Source organism: Lacrimispora sp. YZC11, assembly GCF_057543815.1.
Window position 1 is genome coordinate 153,402 of the sequence record NZ_BAAJYQ010000017.1, and the last position, 25,623, is coordinate 179,024.

Here is a 25,623-nt window from a genome sequence, read left to right on the forward strand (position 1 = left end):
AAAAAATGCTGTTTCTTCCGCATAAACGCGAAGAAACAGCATCTTTAAAGGGCTGGCAGATCCTAATTCTCACCCTTCCATTTACTGACACTTCCCCTAACAATCAATTTTGTAGGTAAGGAAATATGCATACTGATCTCACGGCCGGAATATATCCTTTCCGCAAGTATACTTACCGCCTGAGAGCCCATAAAATCCATATAAATATGAACGGTTGTAAGAGGAGGAATCAAATATTTAGCTATGGAGATATCATTAAACCCGATCACGCTGATATCTGCTGGAATTCCAAGACCAGCCTCCTGTATGGCTTTATAGCAGCCAACGGCTAAAGAATCATTTGCTGTAAAGATAGCGCTTGGTCTTTCATCCAATGCCAGGAGTTCCTTTCCAAGCCTGTATCCGTGCTTGGGTGTATAGCCGCCTATTTTAATATATTCCTCATTTAAAATCCCTCTCTCTTCCATGAAGGAACGATAAATAGGAACTCTTAAATCCACCACCTCTTTCCCATCCACATCCACATCACGGCCTCCGATAAATGCGATCTTATTGTGGCCTTCCTGTAAAAAATAGCTGAGCACCTTCTTTACAGAGTGTCTTAAATCTGTTACCACGGAATCAAACAAATCCAAGTCACCTAATGCATCCACAAAAACAGCCGGCTTATGAAAGGCTTTTACCTTGTCTACCATGGATTCACTAAAGGTCCCAAGGCAGATCAATCCGTCCAGATTCGATGTGCTTTCCACTGAATCCCCTAAATTGACCGGAAACTTTTTAAACCCTTCCTCTTCTATTTTCCTCTCTATTGCGATTCGTACAGATAGATAAAAGGTATCTTCTAATTCCTCTTCCAGGGAATAGGAGGATATCATGCCAAGCTTTAATTTCTTTTTATACTTTTTCTTGTCCCGCATCTGATATTCTAATCGTTCTGCGGCCTCAAACACCCTTTGTTTCGTCTCGTCCTGTACATTTAACGTGTCATCAAAATTAAGGACACGAGATACGGTCGCAGCAGAAACGCCTGCCATTTCAGCTATTTCTTTAATTGTTGCCACTATTTTATCCTTCCTCGCTTCATATATTGTCCTCATTTTATCATATCTGATATTGTGCCGCAACTATCATGGTTCTACGATTTTCAGCAGATCTGAGAATGTGTTTAATTGATAAGTTGCAATGTTGCAGGACATTCCATCCCCAATCGCCCCACAGTCCATATTTCCGGCTTTGGCAGCCTCTAATCCGGCTTTGGCATCTTCTACCACAAGGCAGTCTTTCGGGTCCTCAAAAAGGAACCTGGCTGCTTTTATAAACACTTCCGGGTCAGGCTTGGAATTAGTAATATTATTTCCATCCGAAATGGCATCAAAGTACCCAAAAAGGCCAAGGCGCTCTAAGATAAATCCTGCATTCTTACTGGAAGAGCCAATGCCAAGCTTCAGCCCTTTTAAGCGGAGGGCATCCAGTGTTGCCTTTACTTCTTTGGAAAGATCCTTCGGGCTCATATGTTTCAATAATTCCTTATAGATCTCATTTTTCTTTTCTGCTAATAACGTCTTTTCTTCCTGTTTTAAGATCCCGTGATAATTCTCTAAAATAATCTCAAGGCTTTCCATGCGGCTTATTCCCCGCAAACGGTTATTGATTTCTTCATCAAAATAAACGCCCAGTTCATCTGCGACCTGCTTCCATGCCTGATAATGGTATCTGTCCGTATGGCAGATAACCCCATCCAAATCAAAAATAACTGCCTTATATTTCATAAGGAATTCCTCCTATTCTACTTACCCGGCTTCTGAAAGGTTTGATATTACAACTGCTCCTAAGATGATTATGCTGCCCGCCAACATGCGGGGGGTGACGATTTCCCCAAGAATCAGAATAGAAAACAGTGTTCCAAATACAGACTCCAGGGACAGAATAATGGCCGCTTTTGTTTCATCCACATATTTCTGGCTGGCTGTCTGAAGCAGGTAGCATATCGTTGTGCTGATCACGCCTAAATAAAGCACACTTAATATTCCTTTCCCTGTCACGTGATACTGCGTCTCTCCAAAAGCCATCAGGCTGATGAAAGATAAAAAGAATGCGGTTATCATCTGAATAAAATTCAATACAGTCGCACGGTATTTCTTTACAAATTCACTTGTAAGAAATATTTGAAATGCAAACCCAACTGCACAAATAAGGGTCAGACCGTCCCCTAAGCCTAAGGAAAAATTGCGTTCCAATGACAGCAGGGCCACACCTGCTATGGACATCAATGCCCCGGCTATCCCTCTTGCTCCTATTTTCTTTTTTAAGATCAGAAATGAAATAAAGGGAACAATCACTACATTTAAAGCTGTTAAAAAAGCATTTTTAGAGGGCGTGGTGTATTGCAGCCCCACAATCTGAAATGCAAATCCGGCAAAGAGGGCGAGTCCCATGAGCCCCCCTGCCTTTACTTCTGATTTTGTGATTCCTTTTAAGGACCGGATGCTGATCAGCCCCATTAAAATAGTGCCTAATAGAAAACGGACCGCCATAATCTGGAATGGTCTCATACTCTCCAGAGCCATGTCGCTGGCAACAAAGCCGCCGCCCCATATGATGGTTACTAAGATAAGCCCCCCGATTGCAAGCCTTTTTTTCATGAACATGTCCTCTCTATTCCCTGGATGCCTTTATGATCTGCCCATTCACCTTTACTTCCAGGGCTTCCCCGTCCAATACCTCCACTAAGACACTGTTATCCCTGTTGATAGTGATCTTTAACCAGGAATTCAGATAGTGGAGGCAAAATTCCAGCCCCTCCCATTCCTTTGGCATGTTAGGGCGGACAGCCAGCATACCGTCTTCCCCAATGGAAACCCCGGCAAAGCCAAATACCACGGTCTGCCATACGCCTCCCGTATTGGCAGCGTGAATCCCTTCCCTTGTGTTTTTCTGTAAGTTCAGCAAATCCAGGAAGGCGGCTCTTTTTAAATACCGGTACGCCTTGGAATCATCTCCAACCTTTAATCCCATAACAGAGTAAATGCTTGGGCTTAAAGAAGATCCATGAAGGGTACGTTTCTCATAATACTCGTAATTTTGACCTATTTCTTCTTCCGAGAATTCTTCTCCCATTAAGTGCAGCAGCATGACAACATCTGCCTGTTTAATCAACTGTGTCTGACTTGCCCTCTTGGTTTTCAAGGCTTCCGGACGAATCGGCCAGTCATTTTCATCGTATTTCTCGATCACCACATTGTCAAGTGCAAAGTAACCTTCAAACTGCTCCAACAAGCCCCCGCCTTCTTTTCTCGGAAGGTACATCTTCTCCTGGACAATCTCCCAATTATCAATTTCCTGGGCCGTTAACCCTGTTTTCCGGATCAATGTATCATATTCATTGGCATGCTCTTTCTTAAGGGTATCAATTAAGGAAATCACATAGCGCAGATTCCATTTCGCCAGATAATTCGTATAGAGATTGTTATTTACCGGTTCATGCCATTCATCAGGGCCGGTTACCTGGTTAATCTCATAGCGGTCCTTTTCTGCGACATATTCACACCGGCTGGCCCAAAACCTTGCTGTCTCAGTTAAAATCTCCGCTCCCTGGTTCAGTAAAAAATCTATGTCTCTGGTTATTTTCACATAATTATAAATGCCATAAGCAACTGCTGCCGTCACGTGATGCTCATAAATTGCTACATAACAGCGGTAACAGGAACCATCCGGCTCAATGGTCCAATCAGGACACTGCTCTGTGCCGTCATCCGCAGATTCCCATGGGTATTGTGCTCCTTTATAGCCGTTTTTTCTGGCATTTGCCCTTGCTGCATCCAGCAGATGATATCGGTAAGATTCCAGATTTTTTGCCGTTTTAGGGAAAACGTATGCAAAAAAGGGAAGCATGAAAATTTCTGTATCCCAAAAGGCATGTCCGCCGTATTCTTCACCGGAAAGGAGCTTCGCGCCCACATTGACCCTGGCATCTCTCTCATTGCCTGTGCTCATTAAATGGAAAATATTAAAACGGACTGCACGGTCCAGCTCAAAATCTCCTGCTATACGGATATCCGCGGCTTTCCACATCTCCTCATAAACCGCCCTATGGGCTGCCAGCTCTTCTTCAAAACCTGTTTCCAAAAATCCATCCAGTTCTTCTTTTACCGTCATATGAAGTGCATATCTTGCTGCATCACGTTCTGTATACATGGACACATATTTTATGATTTCTACGGTTTCCCCTTCTATGGCATCAAAATCACCAAACTCCACCCCTTGTTCCCCAAAAGCATGGAACATCCGGTTTTTCATAATTCCCTTACCGTTTTTATAGGCTTCGATCCGGCATCCGGAACCTACATGAAGGTGATCATCCCTGGTAGCCACTTCCATATAAATACCGTCTTTATCCAGCGTTTCATTCGCTGTTATATATGTATGTTTTACTTTAAAACGAGGGGCATCATGGAAGTTAATAATCGTACCGTCAATGATATTTTCCACTTCTATGATCCCGCTGTAATTTAACGGTGTGACATATAGTTTGATTCCCATACGGTGTACATTGGCACGGCTCACAAACCGGATTCCTTCCACCAGGGTTTCTCTTCCCTTTTTATCCCGCAATATATAACTTTTTGCAAGAAGGGCCTGTTTCATATCTAGGACCCTGGAAAACTTAAGAATCTGGCAGTTCTCTATTCCAATCAGCTCTTTTTCAATGGTAAGCTTTATCCCAAGCCAATTAGGAAGAGCAGCAAGCTCCCTCATAAAGGTTTCTGATTTATCAAATACACCGTTAATATATAAATACGGAAGAGTTATTTTCCCGCCTTCTTCATAACTTCCCCGGATTCCCAGATAACCATTGGATAAACTGAATAAACTTTCAAATTTCAGATTTTCTTCCGGATCATATTCCGGCTGCAGAATCATCCAGTCATCGGAGCTTAGCATCTCATTTAATTTTCCTGAAAATCTCTCTTTTATCATTCTTTGACTGCTCCTTTATCTCTTCCTAGTCCAAATAACGCTTCTTTGCTTCCTTCCTTATTTCCCCGTCGGCAACCACCTGCATCACAAATTCCATAGAAAAATCCTGAAGCTTTACTTTAAATTCTTCCATCTGTTCCTCTCCGCAGCTATTGCTTCCAAGGCCGGACTGTAAATAATCCAAATGGATTTCAACATGGTCTGCCCGTTGTATCTGGAATGGGTGCTTTGCCTCTTCCAGGCTTCCATCTGTATAATTTGCCAGATTCAGTCCCAAAGGTGCTTCCATTTTACATAACAGACTCTTATTCCCATCTCCTATTCCAAACCATTTAACTTCTTCCCTGTGTCCATTTTCCTGGGGAAATACATAGTTGGTTCCCATTCCATCCACAGAGCTGGAATAAATCCCCATAATGCTGGCGGCTTTGCTGTCAGAATAGTTTTCACCCGGTCCAAGACCATACCACACAGCCTTTTGCAGGGACTGATTCCCCTTCATGACCACACCGATTCTGGGAAGGAAAGAAGGTTCCAGTTTTCCTCTCTGAATGGCCTTGCCCTGTAAATTCACCTTGACCTGACCGCAGGAATAGATGGTATATTCATAGTCACATTCAAAGCCCCAGGACTGATTTAAACATCCAAAATATTTTCCAATAGAAACAACCACTTTATCAGCCCCTGTTTCATAGGTAAAATATTCTGTCTGTTCACTGGATTTCTGAATAAAATGTTGATTCATCCAATCCTCTTTTTTATACATATCATTATCAATGGTGGCACGGTATACGCTCATCACCGGACCTTCACTTAAATATTCCTGATCTTCTGCCGCAACAGACAGCAGTTTCCCAAATATTTTATGGAATGTTACCGTGACTGCCCCATTTCCTACCTTGAGGATATCCGCTGTTTCAGATACTTTCAATGGTTCTCCTTTGGGACGTTCCTCCAGTACATCACAACTTATATCCAATGGAAACTGTACTTTTAAAATTTCATGGCCGGCTTTTGCAAAGTTTGCATCCTCTTTCTGGCAGACCGTTATATTCAGATAGTAATCGGTATTTGCTTCTGGCATGAACGGAAGGAAGGGTATGGTTACCTTCTCAGCTTCATGAGGAAGAGCAGTCATATGAGAAATGCATCCTTCCTGAATGATATGTTCTTCCGCCTGGATCTCCCACCGTAAAGAAACATGGCTTAAGGTCAGGAAGTCATAATAGTTCCTTACAAGAATCTCCCGCCCAGCACTTATCCTTGTCACTTCCACCGGCGCAATGACCTGTTTATATTCCAGCATGGCAGGAGAAGGGCTTCTGTCAGGCATTAACAGCCCATCGATACAGAAATTCCCGTTGGTGGGAAAATCCCCGTAATCCCCCCCATAGCGGTAGTAAGTTCCCTTTTCTTCTTCGGTATAAATTCCATGGTCATACCATTCCCATAAAAAACCGCCTTGAAGCCGTTTATATTTGCGGTACATCTCCTGATATGCCTTTAATCCACCCGGTCCATTTCCCATTGCGTGTCCATATTCGCACATAACGTGGGGTTTATTCCCTTTAGAATCAGTTTCTCCGATCTCTTTCAACCTTTTCAGCCTTGTGTACATGGTAGAATAAACGTCAGTCACTTCTGCTTCATAATCTCCCTCATAGTGGAGCAGCCTTGTAGCATCCAGATCTTTTATTGCCTTGGCAGCACTTCTGAAATTACAGCCAAAGCTGGATTCATTTCCCATGGACCACATGATAATGCATGGATGATTCCTGTCCCGCTTTACCATGCGCACGCTTCTGTCCACATAGGCTTCTTCCCAGGACGGGTCATTTGTAATCCAGTCATACCTCTCTACCCATTCAAATCCATGGCATTCTAAATCTGCCTCATCAATCACATAGAGCCCATATTCATCACATAAATCATATAGATATCCACTGGCAGGATAGTGGGAACAGCGCAGTGCATTGATATTATACTGTTTCATAAGCATGATATCTGCTTCCATCTGTGACCGCGTGACACAGCGTCCTTCTTTGGGATGGAAGTCATGATGATTCACACCATTTAACAGAATCACCTGATTATTTACCATAAAGTTATTATCTTTTATTTCAACCTTTCGAAATCCAACACGCACTACGATTTCATGCTTATCCGCAGATACTGTTAATACATATAAATTAGGGGTTTCTGCCGTCCAAAGGTCTGCATCTGGAATGATCTCTGTTACGTGTGCCTTTCCCTCTTTTGCCTGAAAGGTGCCGCTGGTAACCGCCTTTCCATCTCTTTCTAATTTCCATGTACCACCACAAATTTCCCGCTTTGTGGTTATATCTGCCCTTAATATCCCATTTATATAAGAGCTGTCCAGCTCCCCATCCACTGTACAATCAATGATACTGTCTTTCGGTTCATTGATTAATTCCACATCACGATAAATCCCGGAAAGCCACCACATATCCTGGTCTTCCAAATAGGTTCCATCCGACCATTTGTAAACCCGTACTGTAATGTCATTTTCCCCTTCCTGGATATAGGCCGTAATATCGAATTCACTTGGAAGGCGGCTGACCTTGCTGTATCCTGCATGAGTTCCATTGATCCATACATCAAATGCACTGTCCACACCGTGAAACTTTAATATAGTATCATTCTGAATCCACTCCCTGTTGATGTGGACTGTTTTTTTATAAATTCCGGTGGGATTTTCTGAAGGTACAAAAGGCGGATTGACTGGAAACAAATATAACACATCCGTATAGTGCATCCGGTCATATCCTCTTAACTGCCACACAGAAGGCACATCAATGATATCCCAGTCTGTTCCTGTTGCTTTGTTCATAAATCCTTCCGGTGACAGTTCCGGCGCTTCCAAATAGAGGAATCTCCACTCTCCATTTAGATTAATTCTGGAAGCAGAATCTTTATAAAATTCTGTACGGGCTTCCCTTCTTCCAATATGTCCCAGCGCCTGGTCTTCCCATCTCTTTTTTGTTCGCCTTATCATCTTTGTTTCTCCTCTATATGTTTGTGTCAAACAAATATATAGCCGGGAAGAAAACAGTGCATCAATGCACATGAAATACTTAACCCGGCTGCTCTTTCTATTTAATAGAACCACTTGTCCCTTCTACAATATACTTTTGCGCAACAATAAATATAATAATTGGCGGGATAATCATAATGATTGTAATACAAAGCATAGGGATAATCCGTGTGCTGTGAACTCCCTTAAAGGTTGCAAGACCTAAAGCAAGTGTATATTTACTTCTGTCATGAAGGAAAATCAATGGTCCAAGATAATCATTCCACACCGAAATCATATTTAAGACACCTACCAGAATGAGGGAGGGCTTTAAGATCGGCATAAAAATCTTCCAATAAATCTGAAATGCATTGGCACCATCAATTCGCGCCGCCTCTTCAAAGTCCTTGGGAACCCCCATTAAGAATTGCCTCATTAAGAAAATATAGTAGGCAGAGCCAAACCATGCCGGCACAATCAGCGGTTTTAATGTGTTAATCCAGCCAAATAAATTAAATTCCATATATTGTGGTATCATGGTAACATCCCATGGAATCATCATAGTAGAAAGCAAAATCATAAATAACAGGTTTTTTCCTTTAAATTCAAACCTCGCAAAACCATATGCCACCAGGGAACAGGAAAGGATCTGCCCTGCAGTCGTCATAACCGTAATGATAATAGAATTTTTTAAGTATGTACCAAAGGGCTGAGATTCCCATGCATTTTTAAAATTTTCAAACAGCCATTTCGAAGGAAATAGCCGGGGAGGATAGGCAATGGCTTCTGCTTCCGTCTTAAAGGCTGTAAAAAACATATAAATAAAAGGTGCAAGAAAGTAAACTGCAACAGCAGTCAGCAGGGTATAGATAATCACTTTCGATTTTATGGACATCTTCATTATTTTTTACCTCCCCTTTTCTTCTTTCCATTCTTTGCTTCCGTTTCATAGAATACCCATGTAGAAGAAGACTTAAAGATCAGTGCCGTCAGAACCAATATAATAATAAACATCACCCATGCATTGGCACTTGCATAGCCCAGCTTATGGTGCTTAAACGCATTGTTATAGGTATACAGCCCATAGAAATAAGTGGATTTTAACGGTCCGCCCCCGGTCAGCAGCATTACCAGCGTCACCTGCTGGAAAGAACTGATAACAGAAGTGATTAAATTAAACAAAATGGTAGGTGTAATAATCGGCAGCGTAATACTGAAAAACTGTCTTGCCGGACTGGCTCCGTCTAAAGATGATGCTTCATATAAATCAATTGATATATTCTTAATATCCGTGTAAAAAATAAGCATCATCGTCCCTACACCAAAAGCACTGGCCAAAACAACTGCAAACAGCGCCCAGGCAGGGTCTACCAGCCACCTGGGGCCTGTAATCCCCAGTAAGGATAATAAATAATTCAATACGCCGTAGTCCCCATTTAAAATCCAGCCCCAGATAATCGATACTGCTACGCCGGAAATAACTGCAGGTATATAGAAAATCGTACGGTACATTTTTACACCAGTTACCGGCTGTGAGATCAACATTGCAAGAAACAGCGCAATCGCCATATTAAGTGGTACAAAAATCGCTGCATACTTTAAGCTGATCGTCAGGGATTTCCAGAACTGAGTATCTTTTGTAAACATCTCAGTATAATTGCCGACCCCCTTAAATACCGGATCAGACGTCAATGGCCAGTCAAAAAAGCTCATGCCCAGGGACAGAATAAGCGGTCCGATTGTAAATACTAAAAACCCAATAATCCACGGAGTAATGAAGAAGTACGGAGTTGCATTCCTTATAAACTTTTTTTGCTTCATAGCGTTTCTCCCATTAAGCTGATTCTTTTTCGTAGCCCCATAGAGGAATCTGGCTATCTGGTGACGATTCACCAGACGGCCAAATTCTCCTTTTCTATTTTGTTTTACTGCTGTGCTGCACTGTTCAATACATCCGGTACGCTCTGTAGAGAACTTGGATTAAATACTTCTTCAAAGGATAAGGACAGGTTTTCTGATAATTCAGACCACTCTTTAATAATAAAACTTGCAGAAGTATAACCGGTGCTTTGTTCAAGCATTAAGTAGAATGGCGCATATTCCGGCTGCTCCATAATCTTTTCTGATTCTACAACACTGCTTAGTACCGGTAATTCCAAACCAATACGTGCTTTATTGGATTCTTCATTGGTCCAGAATTTCACAAATTCCCATGCAGCTTCTTTATTCTTACTGTCTTTAGAAATGGAAATACCGGATGAACTTAAAATGCTGACAGAATCTTTCCCTGCATTGGCAAAAGCAGGAATTGCAACCACGCCGTAGTTTAACCCGTCTTCTTTTAAGGAATTAATTGACCACGCACCATAAACATACATTGCCACAGCACCGGAACGGAATTCATCAGTTCCGTTTTTTTCCGTGGCGACAGCATACCCTTCTTTCTCCATATCCTGGAACATCTGAAATACTTCCTCTGATTCTTTGGAATTAATATTTCCCTCCAGCTTACCCTCTTTATCACAATACGCCGCTCCATTGCTCCATAAATACATTTCATAATCATATGGATCCGGCTTCATCGGGAATGCGAAGCCTTTTGCAGAAGTTTTTTCAGATATGGTCTTTGCCGCCTGCTGTAAATCATCCCATGTCCAATCATTGGTAGGCTCAGGAATTCCTGCTTCCTGGAATAAATCCTTATTATAGAACAAGGTGTGTGTTGTAAATCCGATCGGAATACCATATACCTGTCCATCCATGGAATTGTAATTCCATAAGGTATCATAGAAATTTGCTTTATATGCTTCCCCTTCTTTTTCAATGAAGCTATCCAGCGGTTCTAACCCCTGATAATATGCCGGATAATTCCACATATACATGACATCAGGAGTATCCCCGGACCCCATGCCTGCACTGATTTTTGTATCGAAATCTTGTCCATAGGCTTCTAAAGCTACTTCAATGTCCTCATGTGCCGAATTAAACTTATTCACCAGTTCCTGCTGGCGGTCTACATCTTCTGCCACATCCCAGGACGCAAAACGGATTTTAGTTTTTCCGCCTTTCGCTGTATCCTGATTGGCTTTACTTCCGCCGCATCCACTTAATACGGTTACTACTGTCAGAGATAACATACATAATGCAGCCAACTTTCTTTTCATAAAAATACCTCCTCTTTTTTCGATAAAATCATTATATAATTTACTAAGTAATTTTTCAATGTTTTTAACTAAATTCTTGTATTTTCTTCTATTATTAACATTTTTCTTACGTTGTATTTGTGCATAATTACCTGTTTCTATAATTAATTCAAACCATCTTTACTTGTCGCAAATATTCATCTAGTAAATATTTACCTGGTTTTACTAATATTTAAAGGCAATATTCTTACACCATTGCCATAATTAAGGTATGGTGATGGATATTCAAATGCTGGCAGCAAAGTACTATTCAAATTTTTCCAGAAAAGATTTAGGTAATATGGGTTTAAAAAGATATATTAAATAACAGACCATACAGAATATAATGATAAGTGCGGTTGAGACTTTCTTGCAATGGTAAATGGAGTTAATGGCAGTTCTGAACGAATGTATGCCGCTTCCACATAGAGATAAACCTGGAATATTTATAAAAGGCAAAGGCGGAAGCTATTTGGCAAATCCTGCCGCTTCCAATGCCTTTGCCTTTCTGAATGTTCCTTAACACTTCTTTATTAGGTGCGAGCTAATGATGGGGAATTTTTATTGCAGTCTATTTACTGGGTCCCCAACGCGCTGGCATCGATTTCCGTATATCCCTCCAGATCCGGTGCCGTGACTTCAACAGTCTGACCAGGATTATTATAAGTGGAATCCGTATCCATGACCATGGCTATCGTTTCACCCTGAGCGTTCATTTCAAGGGACATCTTGATCTTTGAACTGGTAAAATACCCCTCCTTATTCACTGTCGCCTCTCCGCTGGCCTCTTTGATGGAGTAGGTTACACCGTCCATATTGGTTCCTAACTGAGCCATCATATCCTGTACGTAGGCATCCATCTTTTCAGCATCAACGTTAAAGGTAAGAATCTGGTTCGCTCCATCCTTCTTTGCCGTGATGTCCTTTAAATAAGTAGAATCTACACTTGCACCTTCTGTGCTCTGCTTTACCTGTTTCATAATCGCATCTAAATCCATGGCGTATTTCACCTTCTGGCCCATGGAATCCATATAATAATACCCGTTCTCATAATACATGAGTATATCCAGATTCTGGTCCATAAACGAAGTGGTTCCCTGTGCAAGGTATCTCATCTTCTCCGTGTTTATGTCCGCCATCTTCATATCCAAATCCATTTTAATATCCGTGGTGTCCTCTCCCTGGGTCATCTGCATATTAATCACAGAGATCACATCCATAGAGGCCAGCTCCGATGTTTTTTTCGAAGCCTCATCATAGAGCACCTTAGGATCCTTTTCTCCCTTGCAGGCAGCCAATGACAGGGTCGTGGCCAAAGCAAGGAAAAGCAACAAACATTTTTTCATATCTTCCTCCTTCAATCATGTGTTTTTATTCACGCACTTTAAGTATACTATACTGCACTATTATTTCATATCTAAAATTTTCTTAAATATCTCTTTATTATTTCCAATAAAACCAAAGTTTATAAAAACGCCGGTGTCCCGGCCCGACCTTTAATAAAAGTCTGGACCAGAACACCGGCGCTGTCTGCCAACATCCTATAATCTCTTTAAGAGCTCCTCTCTTTCCTTCTCATATCCCGGTTTTCCAAGGAGTGCGAACATATTCTTCTTATAGCTTTCCACTCCCGGCTGGTTAAACGGATTTACGCCCAAAATATATCCGCTGATCCCGCATGCATATTCAAAGAAGTAGAACAGCTGCCCCAGGCTGTACTCATCCTGTTTAGGAATCCTGACCATCAGGTTAGGCACGTTCCCGTCGGTATGAGCCAGAATGGTTCCGTTCATAGCACTTTTATTCACAAAATCTACACTCTTTCCTGCAAGATAGTTCATACCGTCAGTATCAACTTCTTCTTCCTTAAGCAGGATTTCCGCAGGAGATTCTTCCATCTCCAGTACGGTTTCAAACATAATTCTGGCACCATCCTGAATAAACTGTCCCATAGAGTGGAGATCTGTGGTCAAATCCACTGCGGCAGGAAAGATCCCCCGTTGATCCTTTCCTTCACTTTCTCCAAACAACTGCTTCCACCACTCGGAAACATAATGAAGGCTTGGCTCATAGTTTGCCACGATCTCCACTGTTTTCCCTTTACGAAGCAGGATATTGCGCACAGCCGCATACTGAAGGGCGCCGTTTGACTCATAGGGCGTTTCCAGGACTTCCTTCCTGGCCGCCTCCGCGCCTTCCATTAATTTATCAATATCAGCGCCGGACACTGCAATCGGAAGAAGGCCGACTGCTGTAAGCACTGAGAAACGTCCTCCTACGTCATCCGGAACCACGAAGGATTCATAGCCTTCCTCGTCAGCCAGATTCTTCAGTGCGCCCCTTGCCTTATCCGTGGTGGCATAAATCCTTTTATTTGCCTCCTCACGGCCATATTTTTCAATCAGCATATCCTTAAATACCCGGAAAGCGATTGCCGGTTCTGTGGTCGTACCGGACTTTGATATAATATTAACGGAGAAATCCTTTCCTTCCAGCACATCTTTTAAATCATGGATGTATTTGCTGCTAATACTGTTTCCAACGAAATAGATCTCCGGAGTTTTACGTTTTCCTTTTGGCAATACATTGTAAAAGCTGTGGGATAAAAATTCTATGGCTGCCCTGGCTCCAAGATAGGAACCACCGATACCGATGACCAGCAGAACATCAGAATCATTTTGAATCTTCTCTGCTGCCGTCTTTATTCTGTGGAATTCTTCCTTATCATAATCCACCGGAAGGTCGATCCAACCTAAGAAATCATTGCCTGCACCGGATTTGTCCATCAGCATATTCTTTGCACACATAACTGTGGCCTTCATATTCTCCATTTCCTCTGCTGATACAAAGCCTGTTGCCCTGGAATAATCAAAAATTATATTTCCCATTGCTATTATTCTCCTTTTCCTTTTATTCTCGCAAAGGCAACGAGCCGAAGTCAAGCCCGCTTGACCTTGGCGACTGCCAACGGGGACAAATAGCCCGTAGCTTGCTATGGGTTATTTGACTTTAAGTTTCTGACCCCCTGCTTAGGAAAATTATACCACAGAATAGTTCTAAATGCGACATGATTTTCTTTCTGTCTTCCAAACGTTCATGTTAAATATTCCTGGAGAATTTCACCGATCAGCTTTAACTCATCAGGACTTAGATCCTTTAACCAGTCCTCTCCCTGCCTGCCTCCCCGTTCTCTTTCCCTGCTGGCGGCAATCTGTTCTAAACTGCGTTTTAAGTAGTCCACATCCCGCCTGGAGTTCTTAGGCTCCGGCGGCGCCTGGCTTTCCCCTCTTTCGGGCACCTCCCCCGATGCTTCAGGAAACACCTCCATGGACTGCTTGGGGGATCGGTTCCTTAAAGGCTTTTCCAATGTTCCGTTCCTCTGCCTTGCACTTCTCCTGTCCGCCTTCTTGTCCTGCTCCGGCTCAGCTTCTGCCACGGCCTTTGTTGACTGGGAATAAATGGATCTTATATTTTCACGGGTTTCCATATGAGGCCCCGATATTGCCTGTAAATCCTCTCTTTCCAAATCCAATCGGTAAATCAGCGTATTTTCCAGATAATTGTCCAGAGCCGCAAACAGCTGCTGCCGTTTCTCCACAATTCCTGCACCGTGGTCCACCAGAATGGTAAACAGTCCGGCCATGATCCCTGCAGAGCCATACAAGACTATGTAATAAGAATCGGTGCGGTACCAGTAGGCCGCAAATGCCGCCGCACCTCCTGCCAAAAAGCACCAGAGCGTCATCTGGTTGGAAAACATATTCCATCCGTGAAGTGTTACACCCATATATTTAAAATCATACATCTGCCGTTCCAGATACGGCTTTACCTTTGGAATTCCCTGGTTCATCTGGTACGTGTTTTCTGTCTTCTGTTTAAATGCCCGAAGACTCTTGTTTTTGGTCAATGTAAGGTTATCGGATTCCTTGATCAATCTTTTGTAGAGGTTACGTGTCAGCCATCTGGTAATAATGCCGATGCCGCACAGGGCTGCCAGCACGAATAGCGCTTTGCCTGTCTGTAAAAATTCCAGCATAATAGTAGCTCCCCTTTCTTCCCGGTTTCGACCGGTGATAGGTCTATTATAATCACCTCGTTTGGCTTTGGGAAGATGAGAGAGCCTAGAATCGTTCGTCAAATCCTGTCAGGATTCGATTCTCAACCTAATATGAATACCGTTTTGCAATGGCTAAAATAAGGTTTACAGAGTGCTTAACCGCCTTCTCCTCAAACTCGCTATAGTCCATGTTTGCGCTGTCATCCGCCTTATCTGAAATAGCTCTTATGATGAGAAAAGGGATGTGGTTTAAGTATGCCGCCTGTGCGATGGCAGCCCCTTCCATCTCCGTGCAGAATCCACCGAAAGTCTGGGATATCCACTGTTTTTTAACCCTATCAGAAATAAACTGGTCCCCGGAAACCACCCTTCCGGTAAAAACTCCGATATCAGGATTAACCTCCCTGCAGCATTCTTCAGCCAGATTCCGAAGCCTTTCATCCGCCCGGAAAGCAAATTCCTTCATCTGTGGGATCTGTCCCGCAGGATATCCAAAGCCGGTGGCATCCATGTCGTGATGTACCGTATCTGTGGACAGTACCACATCTCCGATGTTGATCTCATTCTTTAAAGAACCGGCGATCCCGGTATTGATGACCGCAGTCACATGGTAATGATCTGCCAGAATCTGGGTGCAGACCGCTGCGTTTACCTTTCCGATACCGGAACGGACAACCACTGCTTCCTTTCCTTTTAAGATTCCTCTATAAAAGTCCATTGCAGCTATGGTCTCTACCGTAACATTATCCATGGTTTTTTTTACTTCTGCCACTTCTACATCCATGGCTCCGATGATTCCTAACATAATTTTTCTCCTTTTGATAAGCTTCCCTTAAGTACCGCTTTTTGTTCTGCTACCTATTATAGCAGTTTGTATCAAATTTGTCAGGATAAATGCACAGGAAAATCACCGGATTCCCATAGCCTTAAGGGCTGACCCTCATATCTACCACCTTTCCTTCCCTCATTATATAAACGCGGTCGCACAATTCATATAGTTCCTTTGTATTAGGCGACAGCAGAAGGACATCAGCTTCTGCAGCCTCACGTAAATAGGGAAGCATGGACTCATCAGACTCTGTTGCAAGCGCGATGGCATCAACACCCTGCTGAAGTCTCCATGATATTGCCCTGCTCTGTGATTGTGCTTGCATTGCTTGATGGAGCCTGAACAATCAATTCAATCTGATCACCGTTTTCTGCAATCTGTTTTTTTGCACCGTTGATTGTCATTGTATAGGCGGTATTCATTGTAACCGGAATCAGGCCAAGTTTTATCTTACGGTTGTAATCTTTCTCGGTTTCACCCCATACTCCTCTGTACCGGCTGCCACAGAAGTGTCTGCTGCGCCCGCCTTTTTAGCATATGTCTCTGCCGCTGGTGCTGTGGTTGCTGCCGGTTCTGGTGCCTTCTGGTTGGATGTTGAACATCCGCTCAATGCCACTGCCGTCAAAGCTGCCACCGTCATAAAAATTGTTAATCTTCTCATAGGTAAACCTCCCATTAATATTGTGATAATGGTCGTTATTAACCATTTCATTACATTCAAATTATACAACATGCCTAATTCAGCTACAATGCCGCTGATTTTTGAATTAGTGGGTTGATTTTTCGTTTTTTATGTAAATTCATCCATTCATGCTTTTAATATCTCCGGGTATGCAAAGAGCTATTGACAACCAAGCCCGGATTTCCTATAATTTTATAATCCGTTAAGATGAGATTTTACGAATTGGAGGAATTTAAGTTGAAATATAAAACACACGGCGTCTGTTCACAGGAGATTAATTTTGAAGTTGAGGATAACAAGCTGGTTCAGGTTCAGTTTGTAGGCGGCTGCTCCGGCAACACCCAGGGCGTGGCCCGTCTGGTGGAAGGCATGGATGTAGATGAAGCCATCAGAAGACTGGAAGGGATTCAGTGCGGCTTCAGACCCACTTCCTGCCCGGACCAGCTTGCGGAAGCATTGAAGCAATACAAAGAAGGATTACAATAAATAATAGAACATAAACCTGAATCTTGATGTTCTTTGATATAATGAAATCTTATGTATTCTTTTTCTTCAAGAAGGCCTGGAATTTTTTTAATAGTTCGAGTTCTTTACGAAATTCCAGGTTTTCTTGCGTTAGTCTTTTGATTTCATATTGATACGAATAAAGCGCGTTCCCATGTCCTGGAAACGCGCTTTATCAGTATTCTTCATATTCACTTATCCAACGATATAAAGAGTTATGATGAACGGAAAGTTCATGCCATCTTCAAGAACCAGTTTTACTGCAGCAATTTTAAATGCTTTATCAAAGCCCCTTCTTGCCATAAAGCAGACCACTTTTCATAATATTCCTTAACTATGTATCTACTATATTATACCATATCCAATTCCGGATAATAAATTCCCTGTATAAATAAATTCTATTAGCATGATACATATCCCGAATATCGTAAAACTGACCTTGAATGCACAGGAAAGTTTCACAGCATTTTTTCGTTTCGTTCCATATGTTCTTTTGTCATGGCTTTTAAGTTTTTATTCTCATAACGATTACTCCTCAAACTCCCTCCGCGCCATGCTAAGGTTCGTTTTGTGTGGCAATTGCCATTGTCCTTTTGCAGGCGCTACTGTTTGTGCAGTTATACAATAGGGAATTCGTTCTCCTGCTCCATATATCGGCAAAATATGAAGATGCCGCACAAAAACTCGGGACGAAACTCCTCCGCTGTGTCAAGATTCCAGCCACCAGAAAAGATTCCCCTGCGCAGGAGAGTGAGAATCACTTTACCAGAGGGGTCGGTCAAACGGTAATTTTGACTGTTGATCATTCGGAGTAGTCCGTTCCGATTCTGAAACATGAGTTCGACGTAACTTACCCGTGGTATCCTGTAGATGAACTGCCCCACAATGGAGGGGTCGTTTTCTTCCGTATATCTTGGAATGCCGGATAACAGAATCTCGCCGTCAGAATTTTTCAGAAGGTATTGCCTGGAGCCGGCACCAAGAATTCGCTCCCCTGTGAGTATCTCCGTCCGGATTTGGGTGAGGAATTGCTTTTCTCCTGCAATGATTTGCTTTTCTAAACCGAACAAACGGTTGTGAATGTTGGCCAATGCCGGACCGGCAGCCTTATTGTCTGTCCGGTACAGGGTGCCCGACTTTAAAAGAAGGTTCATTTTATCGCCTCCAAAATGAGCTAATAACAGAAAAGATACATATCACCGACGCATACCATGACAAGAACAGAATTTATAAATAAATAGTGTTTTATATATGGAACTGTCAGATGGTAAATATATTGCTGGGCTGAAAAGATCTGTTTTCCGCCAGGCGCACCTGTGTGTCATTGTAAAGATATATACGGTAAATCAGCACACTGACTTCTTCCCCGACAGCGAGAAATTCATCTTCTAAGGACCGGTATGCAACCAGCTTAATCCCACCGACATTCAATCTCAACTCTAACATATTGCCGCGAAAAAAGCTGTCTTCTACGATTGCACGTTGAGAAGCGTGTGGATAAACCTCTTTGTCCGTTCTTGTGACCCTTATAAATTCAGGACGAAGAACGGCTTTTTCATAGCCTTCTTCAAATTCAAAACCACTGAGCCGGCTGTAATCCTCTACAATAATGGATTCTCCAATAAATCTCGCAGCAAAAGGTGTAGCCGGATTTTTATAAATCTCCACTGGTGACCCGATTTGTTCAATATGGCCTGTATTCGTGATAATGATTTCATCCGCTACCTCGACTGCTTCCTCTTGATCGTGGGTAACAAAGATACTGGTGATTCCAACCTTATTTATAGTCTCTCTCAGCCATGTACGCAATTCTTTACGCACCTTAGCATCAATAGCGGCAAAGGGTTCATCAAGCAGCAGCAGATGAGGTTTCGGTGCAAGCGCCCTGGCAAAAGCCACACGCTGCTTCTGTCCGCCTGAAAGTTGATGAGGCCGTCGGTTTTCCAACCCTTTTAGCCCGATGAGCTCGATGAGTTCGTCTACTCGCTGTTTGGTATACGCCTTATCTTTTTTCTGTACCTCCAGGCCAAATGCAATATTTTCAAAAACCGTCATATAACGAAAAAGGGCGTAGTTTTGAAATACAAATCCGATACCGCGTTTGCTGGCAGGAAGATCGTTTACACACTGACCATCGATAAAAATATCACCGCTATCCGGTGCTTCCAGTCCTGCAATCATACGTAAAATAGTTGTTTTCCCGCTCCCTGAGGGACCCAACAACCCAATCAGCTTTCCTTTTTCAATGGAAAAACTGATGTCTTCCGCTGCCTGATAAGAACCGAACTTTTTATTGATATTTTTTAGCTGTACATACATAGGCTCTACCTCTCTTCCTGTTTGACACGGGACTCCACAATGTTGCGCAGGATCAGGATCAATACCGCAATCAGCACCAAAATGGAGGAAACGGCAAAAGCCGCGGTCAGTTTAAATTCATTGAACAGAATTTCCACATGCAATGGCAATGTGTTTGTCTTACCCCGCAAGTGACCGGATACCACCGAAACCGCCCCAAACTCGCCCAGAGCGCGTGCTGTGCAGAGAATTATACCGTACAAGAGTCCCCACTTGATATGCGGAAAGGTAACCTTGCGAAAAATCAGCAGCCCCTTCGCCCCCATCAGGGCAGCGGCTTCTTCCTCATCGCTGCCCTGCGCCTGCATCAAGGGAATCAGCTCACGGGAAACAAAGGGGAAGGTAACAAAAATCGTTGCTAATACAATTCCAGGTACGGCAAATACAATTTTGATATTCCAAGTTTCCAGCAGCGGGTATGCCCAACCAATTCGCCCGAATACCAGAATAAACACCAACCCGGCGATGATGGGAGATATAGAGAATGGGATATCGATTAGCGCAGTCAACACCTGCTTTCCCCGGAATTGGAATTTAGAAATAGCCCAGGCAGCAAAGACGCCAAACAGTGTATTTACAGCGACAGAAATGACAGTAGTAAACAGCGTCAGCTTTAGTGCTTTCACTGAATAGTCATCTGTGACAGCCTGGATGAAAACCTCAAAGCCTTGACGCAATGCATATACCAACACGGTGGCAAGAGGCAATACAAGCATGATGCCCAGAAACGCCGCTCCAAGTAAAATCAAAAGCCATTTTATGATCTTCTCTTTCATCCGCTCTTACCCCCTTGCTATTTTTTGGATACGCGCCTGAATCAAATTGATACAGAACAGGAGCAGGAACGCAAATACCACCATTACGAAAGCAATTGATGTTGCAGCCGGATAGTTGAATTGTTCCAACTTGTTCATGATGATGAGCGGTACGATCTGTGTTTCGTAGGGGATATTTCCTGCGATAAACACCACGCTGCCGTATTCACCAATGGACCTGGCAAACGCAAGACCGAAACCCGTTAAGGCCGCCGGCAGAATTTCAGGAAGTACTACTTTAAAGAAAGTATAGGAGCGGCTGGCTCCTAAAGCCTGTGCCGCTTCCTCATACTGTGGGTCAAGCTTTTCCAGAACCGGCTGAATGGAGCGTACCACAAATGGAATTCCAATAAAAATCATAGCAATTACAATTCCAATTTTCGAATAGGATATTTCCACTCCAATTTTCGCAAACAGTTTACCGATCCAGCCCTGTTCAGAATATAACGTGGTCAGCGCAATTCCAGCCACAGCGGTGGGCAGTGCGAAAGGCAGCTCAATCAAGCCATCCAAAACCCGCCGCATAGGAAATTGATAACGAGTTAGAATCCAGGCCAGCAAAATGCCGAACACTACATTAACGACAGCGGCAATCGCAGAGCAGCTGAGACTGACCATATAGGCCGCTACGGTTTGTTTATCAGTAATCACTTTCAAAAAGTCGCTGAAAGTAGAATCGGAAAGAAGCAAGAATACAGAAAACAGAGGGATTAGCACAACCAAACTGAGCATCGTGATCGTGATACCGATGGAAAGGCCAAATCCTGGTATCACTCTGCTTTTCCGTTTTAAAAAAGTTTTTTCAAAATTATGCATAATTCCCCCTGCACCCGGCGAATACAACCGTGTTACTTCTGATAAATCTGATCAAAAATTGCTCCGTCGGCAAAAAATTTCTCTCTGGCAGAGGCCCACCCTCCAAAGTCATCGTTGATATTGACCAGCTGGATATTGAGATCAAAGGTATCGCCAAATTCTTTAAGGATGTCAGGATTCGAAGGACGATAATAATTTTCTCCTTCCAACCGCTGTGCTTCGTCTGAATAGAGGTAGTCAAGATAAGCTTTTGAGATCTCCGTCGTTCCATGTTTTTCGGCATTGACGTCTACCACAGCAACTGACGGCTGCGCCAGAATACTTAAGCTGGGAGTTATAATCTCAAATTCACCGGGATGCTCTTCCACCGAAAGAAACGCCTCGTTTTCCCATGCTAACAGCACATCCCCTTTTTTGTTTTCTACAAATGTAGTGGTTGCTCCGCGAGCGCCGGAATCCAGTACCGACACATTGGCGTAAAGCGCTTGTAAAAACTCCCTGTTTTTTGCTTCGTCCCCGCCATATGTTTTATCGGAGAAGGCCCAGGCAGCCAAAAAGTTCCACCGGGCACCACCGGAGCTTTTAGGATCCGGGGTGATGACTTCAACATCAGTCCCGACAAGGTCATCCCAATCCTGAATGTTTTTCGGATTTCCTTTGCGTACCAGGAAAACAATTGTGGACGTATAGGGGGCGCTGTCCTTTGGAAATTCTTTTACCCAGCCGTCTTCAATCAGTCCAGCTGTACGCAGTTCATCCACATCGCCCTCCAGGGCCAGTGTTACCACATCGGCCTCGTTGCCCTCCAATACTGAGCGTGCCTGCTTGCCTGATCCGCCGTGAGACTGAGTGATTTCCACTGTTTGCCCTGCTTTCTGCTCCCAATAGGTTTGGAAGAGTTTGTTATATTGCTCATACAACTCGCGGGTAGGGTCGTAGGAGACATTTGTAATAGATATAGTTTCTGGGGCGTTAGACGAGACATCCTTGCCAGAGCAGGCCGTCAAAACACCAAGGACAGAAACTAATATGATGGTCGGCGCTAAGACCCTCTTGGAAAATATATTTATACGTTTCATAATAGAAATACCTCATTTCACCACGATATTTTATGCCGCATCTTGTTTTTAGAAAATCTGAAATCACATTCCATCTTTCACGCCACAGGTTTTTCCAGCAGCAAAATCACAAAGTTCATAACATCGGCAATACGCAATCATACGCAGAGCAGATATTTTTCGCAATAGATTCACCCCCGATCCTAATTACATACAAAATCAATATGTTTACTATGTATTATACGAATCCGATTCAATTTCTGCAACGGGAAATTAAGCAAACGTTTGCCTTTATTGCTTCAAGTCAAGACCATCTGTTCATATGCCAGTGGTTTTCGATTCACCAATATAAAAAAGAACCATCATAATTGACGGTTCCTTTTAAAGACAATTTTCAATTTTCAAAGAGAGCTGTGGAAAGATATCGCTCACCATTATCCGGGAGAATGACTACAATAACCTTATCTGCGTTTTCCGGACGTCTGGCAATTTCTGTTGCCGCCCATAATGCGGCACCGGAGGAGATTCCGACCAGAAGTCCCTCGGTATGTGCAATTTCCCGTCCCATTTTAAAAGCGTCTTCGTTTTTCACTGTAATTACTTCATCATAGACGGAAGTATCCAGTGTCTCTGGTACAAAGCCTGCGCCTATGCCCTGAATTTTGTGTGGGCCGGGACGGCCTTCGGAAAGAACGGGGGAATCTGCCGGCTCTACCGCAATCACCTGCAAGTCGGAATTCTTTTTCTTCAGATATTCACCCACTCCGGTGATGGTGCCGCCAGTGCCGATACCTGCCACCACAATATCAACCTTACCATCAGTATCTTCCCATATTTCCGGTCCAGTCGTTTCCCGATGCACCTGTGGATTTGCAGGGTTGACAAACTGCCCCGGAATAAAGGAATTGGGTGTCTTTTCCGCTAATTCCTGTGCCTTAACGATTGCTCCCCTCATGCCCTTCGCACCTTCGGTCAGCACTACCTCAGCCCCATATGCGGCGAGCAGCTTACGGCGCTCTACACTCATAATCTCTGGCATCGTCAGAATAATACGGTACCCGCTGGCTGCCGCAACAGCAGCCAGTCCAATGCCGGTATTGCCACTGGTTGGTTCAATGATAACAGAGTCGGGCTTTAACTTGCCGCTCTCCTCTGCATCATGAATCATCGCCCAGGCAATACGGTCTTTAACACTCCCTGCCGGGTTATAATATTCGAGTTTGCCGAGCAGCACTGCTGAAAGCTCCTTCTGCTGCATATATCGGTTCAGCTTCAACAGTGGAGTTTTCCCGATTAACTCAGTTAAACTGTTTGCAATTCTTGACATCTTTTTAACCTCCCAGTACAATATAGTAAATTGATTTGGTATTTATCATATTCCGTTCGACCTTGAAAGTCAATATTATAGATATGTTTAGTATGCATTAAACTAATTTTTCAGTTGGTATGGAAGTAATCACATAACATATGGAGGAATTTAACTCAAACCTCTCTTTCATGTGTTTTCTTATCGTTTACGTCTTCATCTTCATCAATTCTCTCCCTGTTCAAATCATTCCGCAATATTTTGCAGGAACATCTGCCGGATAGCGGAAAGCGTAAGCAAACAGTGATGGACAGGCTTTATCATAAAACCATCCGATATAAGCCGTCTTTCAATGCTTGCCTCATGGTTCCCCAGAATATCCTCCCGCATATGCTTGCCGGCCGTTAAAGTCAGAGGGACAAGCGTGATATTTGAGTACGCGTTTTTCCGGAAGAACCGCACCGATACGTCCAGACCCGGCTGGCCCTCTAAAACAGCAACTGATGCCTGTGAAAATCCCACCTTTTGCAATGCTTCCGAGAGACGCGTATACACAGCTTTGCCGGCAGGATGACTGGAACCATGCCCCACAAACAGTGTTGGCTTACCCCCGTATTCATCACGGAGAATCTCTGCAAAACATGTAATCGCCTCCTCGGAATACAGAAGAGGCTTACCGACCTCAATATTTTTCTTGTAATAGGAAATTGCAGCAAGCAGCTTTTCATATTCAAAGCCCGGCAATAAATGTACCGGCTGAACAAAAATATTGTCTGATTCCAACTGTTTCAGCCCCGCCTGTACTGTCCGTGCAGAAAAGACCCGGCAGTCGGGAAACAGGAATCTCACCTCGCCCTCTAACACCGCCGAATCACCGAAACCGACAAGCAGGACATCCGATCGCAATTTGTTTTTCATATGTACATTCCTTCGTTTATATTGAATACGCTTTCCCGCCGCATCAACTTATTGGGCAGGTATAGTTTCAGCGGAAGCCGGTGTTGTTTGTGAATGCGGCTGATCAGCAGCTGCACCGCCATGCTTCCAATTTCAGCAATTGGCATGCCTACTGTTGTCAGCATGGGAGTAACATAGCTGGATAATTCAATATTGTCCATACTGATTATGGAAAGCTGCTCCGGGACCTTGATTCTCGCCTCTCTGAAACGGCGCAAGGCAGCAATGGCTGACACATCGGCTGCACAAAAGACTGCGGTGGGCAACCCAGCTCCCGCGCGCAAAAGCAAATCCGCCCCCCGGTATCCCCCCTCGCCAGTGTGTGGGACATTGCAAACCAAACGCCGGTTGTCTTCCAGTCCGCATTTACAAATCATATCACGATACGCCTGGTACCGTATTTCATCGCCTGTTTCACCGATATAGCCAATCCTCCGGTGACCATAGGACACAAGGTGTTCTATGGCCATCTGCGTCGCCTCATAGCCATCGCAAATCACCTGATCCCATTCCGCATGAATTAAATTCCGTCCTACATAAACGATATTTTTGTAATGGCACTCCAGGAATGCTGTTGCTGCCTCACTGAACCGTCCCAGCACAATAGCGCCGTCCACTTTTGCAGATTCAATTTTTTCAAGGGTAGGGATCATTTTGATATCAAAAACTGAATAAGAGAGCCGTACTGGATAGTTTCGTTCCATCGCCTGCTGTTCAATGATTTGCGCTAGCTGAGCAAAAAAGGGGTTATCATCCAAAGTCTTCGCTCTCCCTAAAATGCAGGCAAACGTTCCGGCCGGTGTTTGCTGTACCCCGGTTTTCCCCCTTTTCAAATTCCGCGCACTCTGGTTCGGCATATAACCTGTTTCCTTGATGACAGCCCATACCCGGTCTTGGGTTTCCTTGCGGGCGAAACTCCCGTCCGCTGAATTGATAATTCTGGAAACGGTGGATACAGAAACCCCGGCGCGCGCTGCAACTTCTTTTAATGTCATGCTGTTACCCTCCCCTCTTTGCATATTATATCTATATGTTTAGTATGATA

23 protein-coding genes are annotated in these 25,623 nt (G+C 43.5%); 1 reads left to right on the plus strand and 22 read right to left on the minus strand.

What is annotated here, in order from left to right; genetic code table 11:
• Positions 1-62: 62 nt before the first annotated feature.
• The 14 genes from AC27IJ_RS20000 to AC27IJ_RS20065 all read right to left on the minus strand — a co-directional run bounded on the left by AC27IJ_RS20000 (position 63) and on the right by AC27IJ_RS20065 (position 16,743).
• Positions 63-1,064, minus strand: a complete 1,002-nt coding sequence (locus AC27IJ_RS20000) for a LacI family DNA-binding transcriptional regulator (RefSeq protein WP_312445473.1) — start codon at positions 1,062-1,064, stop codon at positions 63-65.
• A gap of 66 nt (positions 1,065-1,130) precedes the next feature.
• A complete protein-coding gene (gene pgmB / locus AC27IJ_RS20005; RefSeq protein WP_312445471.1) occupies positions 1,131-1,772 on the minus strand; it encodes a beta-phosphoglucomutase in 642 nt (213 codons plus the stop codon).
• Positions 1,773-1,793: 21 nt separating this feature from the next.
• The gene (locus tag AC27IJ_RS20010; protein ID WP_312445470.1) at positions 1,794-2,645 is read right to left on the minus strand and encodes a DMT family transporter; all 852 of its coding nucleotides are present in this window, start codon (positions 2,643-2,645) and stop codon (positions 1,794-1,796) included.
• 13 nt (positions 2,646-2,658) lie between these two features.
• Complete coding sequence (locus AC27IJ_RS20015; RefSeq protein WP_487150521.1) at positions 2,659-4,980, minus strand: glycoside hydrolase family 65 protein; 2,322 nt, start codon at positions 4,978-4,980, stop codon at positions 2,659-2,661.
• Between the two features lie 25 nt (positions 4,981-5,005).
• Positions 5,006-7,996 carry a glycoside hydrolase family 2 TIM barrel-domain containing protein gene (locus tag AC27IJ_RS20020; RefSeq protein WP_312445468.1) on the minus strand — a complete coding sequence of 997 codons (2,991 nt, stop codon included), beginning with the start codon at positions 7,994-7,996 and terminating at the stop codon, positions 5,006-5,008.
• 97 nt (positions 7,997-8,093) lie between these two features.
• Positions 8,094-8,915: a carbohydrate ABC transporter permease gene (locus AC27IJ_RS20025; protein WP_312445467.1), complete on the minus strand. Its 822-nt coding sequence runs from the start codon at positions 8,913-8,915 to the stop codon at positions 8,094-8,096.
• Positions 8,915-9,835 (minus strand): carbohydrate ABC transporter permease, encoded by a 921-nt coding sequence (locus tag AC27IJ_RS20030; protein ID WP_312445466.1) that lies wholly within the window; start codon positions 9,833-9,835, stop codon positions 8,915-8,917. Before AC27IJ_RS20030 ends, AC27IJ_RS20025 begins: the two co-directional genes overlap by 1 nt.
• A 104-nt stretch (positions 9,836-9,939) precedes the next feature.
• Positions 9,940-11,178: an ABC transporter substrate-binding protein gene (locus tag AC27IJ_RS20035; protein ID WP_312445465.1), complete on the minus strand. Its 1,239-nt coding sequence runs from the start codon at positions 11,176-11,178 to the stop codon at positions 9,940-9,942.
• Positions 11,179-11,771: 593 nt separating this feature from the next.
• On the minus strand, positions 11,772-12,542 hold the full coding sequence (locus tag AC27IJ_RS20040; RefSeq protein ID WP_487150525.1) for a DUF6612 family protein: 771 nt from the start codon (positions 12,540-12,542) through the stop codon (positions 11,772-11,774).
• A gap of 195 nt (positions 12,543-12,737) precedes the next feature.
• Positions 12,738-14,084, minus strand: coding sequence for a glucose-6-phosphate isomerase (locus tag AC27IJ_RS20045; RefSeq protein ID WP_487150527.1), 1,347 nt, complete (start codon positions 14,082-14,084; stop codon positions 12,738-12,740).
• 206 nt (positions 14,085-14,290) lie between these two features.
• A complete protein-coding gene (locus AC27IJ_RS20050) occupies positions 14,291-15,232 on the minus strand; it encodes a hypothetical protein (RefSeq protein ID WP_312445461.1) in 942 nt (313 codons plus the stop codon).
• Positions 15,233-15,359: 127 nt separating this feature from the next.
• Positions 15,360-16,058 carry a 5'-methylthioadenosine/adenosylhomocysteine nucleosidase gene (locus tag AC27IJ_RS20055; protein WP_312445460.1) on the minus strand — a complete coding sequence of 233 codons (699 nt, stop codon included), beginning with the start codon at positions 16,056-16,058 and terminating at the stop codon, positions 15,360-15,362.
• Positions 16,059-16,179: 121 nt separating this feature from the next.
• On the minus strand, positions 16,180-16,407 hold the full coding sequence (locus AC27IJ_RS20060) for a hypothetical protein (protein WP_487150530.1): 228 nt from the start codon (positions 16,405-16,407) through the stop codon (positions 16,180-16,182).
• A 120-nt stretch (positions 16,408-16,527) separates the two neighbouring features.
• Positions 16,528-16,743 (minus strand): hypothetical protein, encoded by a 216-nt coding sequence (locus AC27IJ_RS20065; RefSeq protein ID WP_487150532.1) that lies wholly within the window; start codon positions 16,741-16,743, stop codon positions 16,528-16,530.
• Positions 16,744-17,001: 258 nt separating this feature from the next.
• Between AC27IJ_RS20065 and AC27IJ_RS20070 the strand changes: the two genes are divergently transcribed.
• On the plus strand, positions 17,002-17,250 hold the full coding sequence (locus AC27IJ_RS20070; RefSeq protein WP_312445455.1) for a TIGR03905 family TSCPD domain-containing protein: 249 nt from the start codon (positions 17,002-17,004) through the stop codon (positions 17,248-17,250).
• Between the two features lie 635 nt (positions 17,251-17,885).
• On the opposite strand, the gene AC27IJ_RS20075 is transcribed toward AC27IJ_RS20070, so the two are convergent.
• From AC27IJ_RS20075 to AC27IJ_RS20110, 8 genes are all read right to left on the minus strand, one after another.
• Complete coding sequence (locus tag AC27IJ_RS20075; protein WP_487150534.1) at positions 17,886-18,422, minus strand: hypothetical protein; 537 nt, start codon at positions 18,420-18,422, stop codon at positions 17,886-17,888.
• Positions 18,423-18,528: 106 nt separating this feature from the next.
• On the minus strand, positions 18,529-19,587 hold the full coding sequence (locus tag AC27IJ_RS20080) for an ABC transporter ATP-binding protein (RefSeq protein ID WP_487150536.1): 1,059 nt from the start codon (positions 19,585-19,587) through the stop codon (positions 18,529-18,531).
• A gap of 5 nt (positions 19,588-19,592) precedes the next feature.
• Entirely contained in the window at positions 19,593-20,402 is an 810-nt protein-coding gene (gene cysW, locus AC27IJ_RS20085) for a sulfate ABC transporter permease subunit CysW (RefSeq protein WP_312445450.1), read from the minus strand.
• Positions 20,403-20,408: 6 nt separating this feature from the next.
• Entirely contained in the window at positions 20,409-21,257 is an 849-nt protein-coding gene (gene cysT / locus AC27IJ_RS20090; RefSeq protein ID WP_487150539.1) for a sulfate ABC transporter permease subunit CysT, read from the minus strand.
• Between the two features lie 32 nt (positions 21,258-21,289).
• The gene (locus AC27IJ_RS20095) at positions 21,290-22,336 is read right to left on the minus strand and encodes a sulfate ABC transporter substrate-binding protein (protein WP_487150541.1); all 1,047 of its coding nucleotides are present in this window, start codon (positions 22,334-22,336) and stop codon (positions 21,290-21,292) included.
• A 373-nt stretch (positions 22,337-22,709) separates the two neighbouring features.
• Positions 22,710-23,642 carry a cysteine synthase A gene (gene cysK, locus AC27IJ_RS20100; RefSeq protein WP_487150543.1) on the minus strand — a complete coding sequence of 311 codons (933 nt, stop codon included), beginning with the start codon at positions 23,640-23,642 and terminating at the stop codon, positions 22,710-22,712.
• Positions 23,643-23,867: 225 nt separating this feature from the next.
• Complete coding sequence (locus AC27IJ_RS20105) at positions 23,868-24,539, minus strand: sirohydrochlorin cobaltochelatase (RefSeq protein ID WP_487150545.1); 672 nt, start codon at positions 24,537-24,539, stop codon at positions 23,868-23,870.
• A complete protein-coding gene (locus AC27IJ_RS20110; RefSeq protein ID WP_312445443.1) occupies positions 24,536-25,573 on the minus strand; it encodes a LacI family DNA-binding transcriptional regulator in 1,038 nt (345 codons plus the stop codon). Before AC27IJ_RS20110 ends, AC27IJ_RS20105 begins: the two co-directional genes overlap by 4 nt.
• Positions 25,574-25,623: the final 50 nt, after the last annotated feature.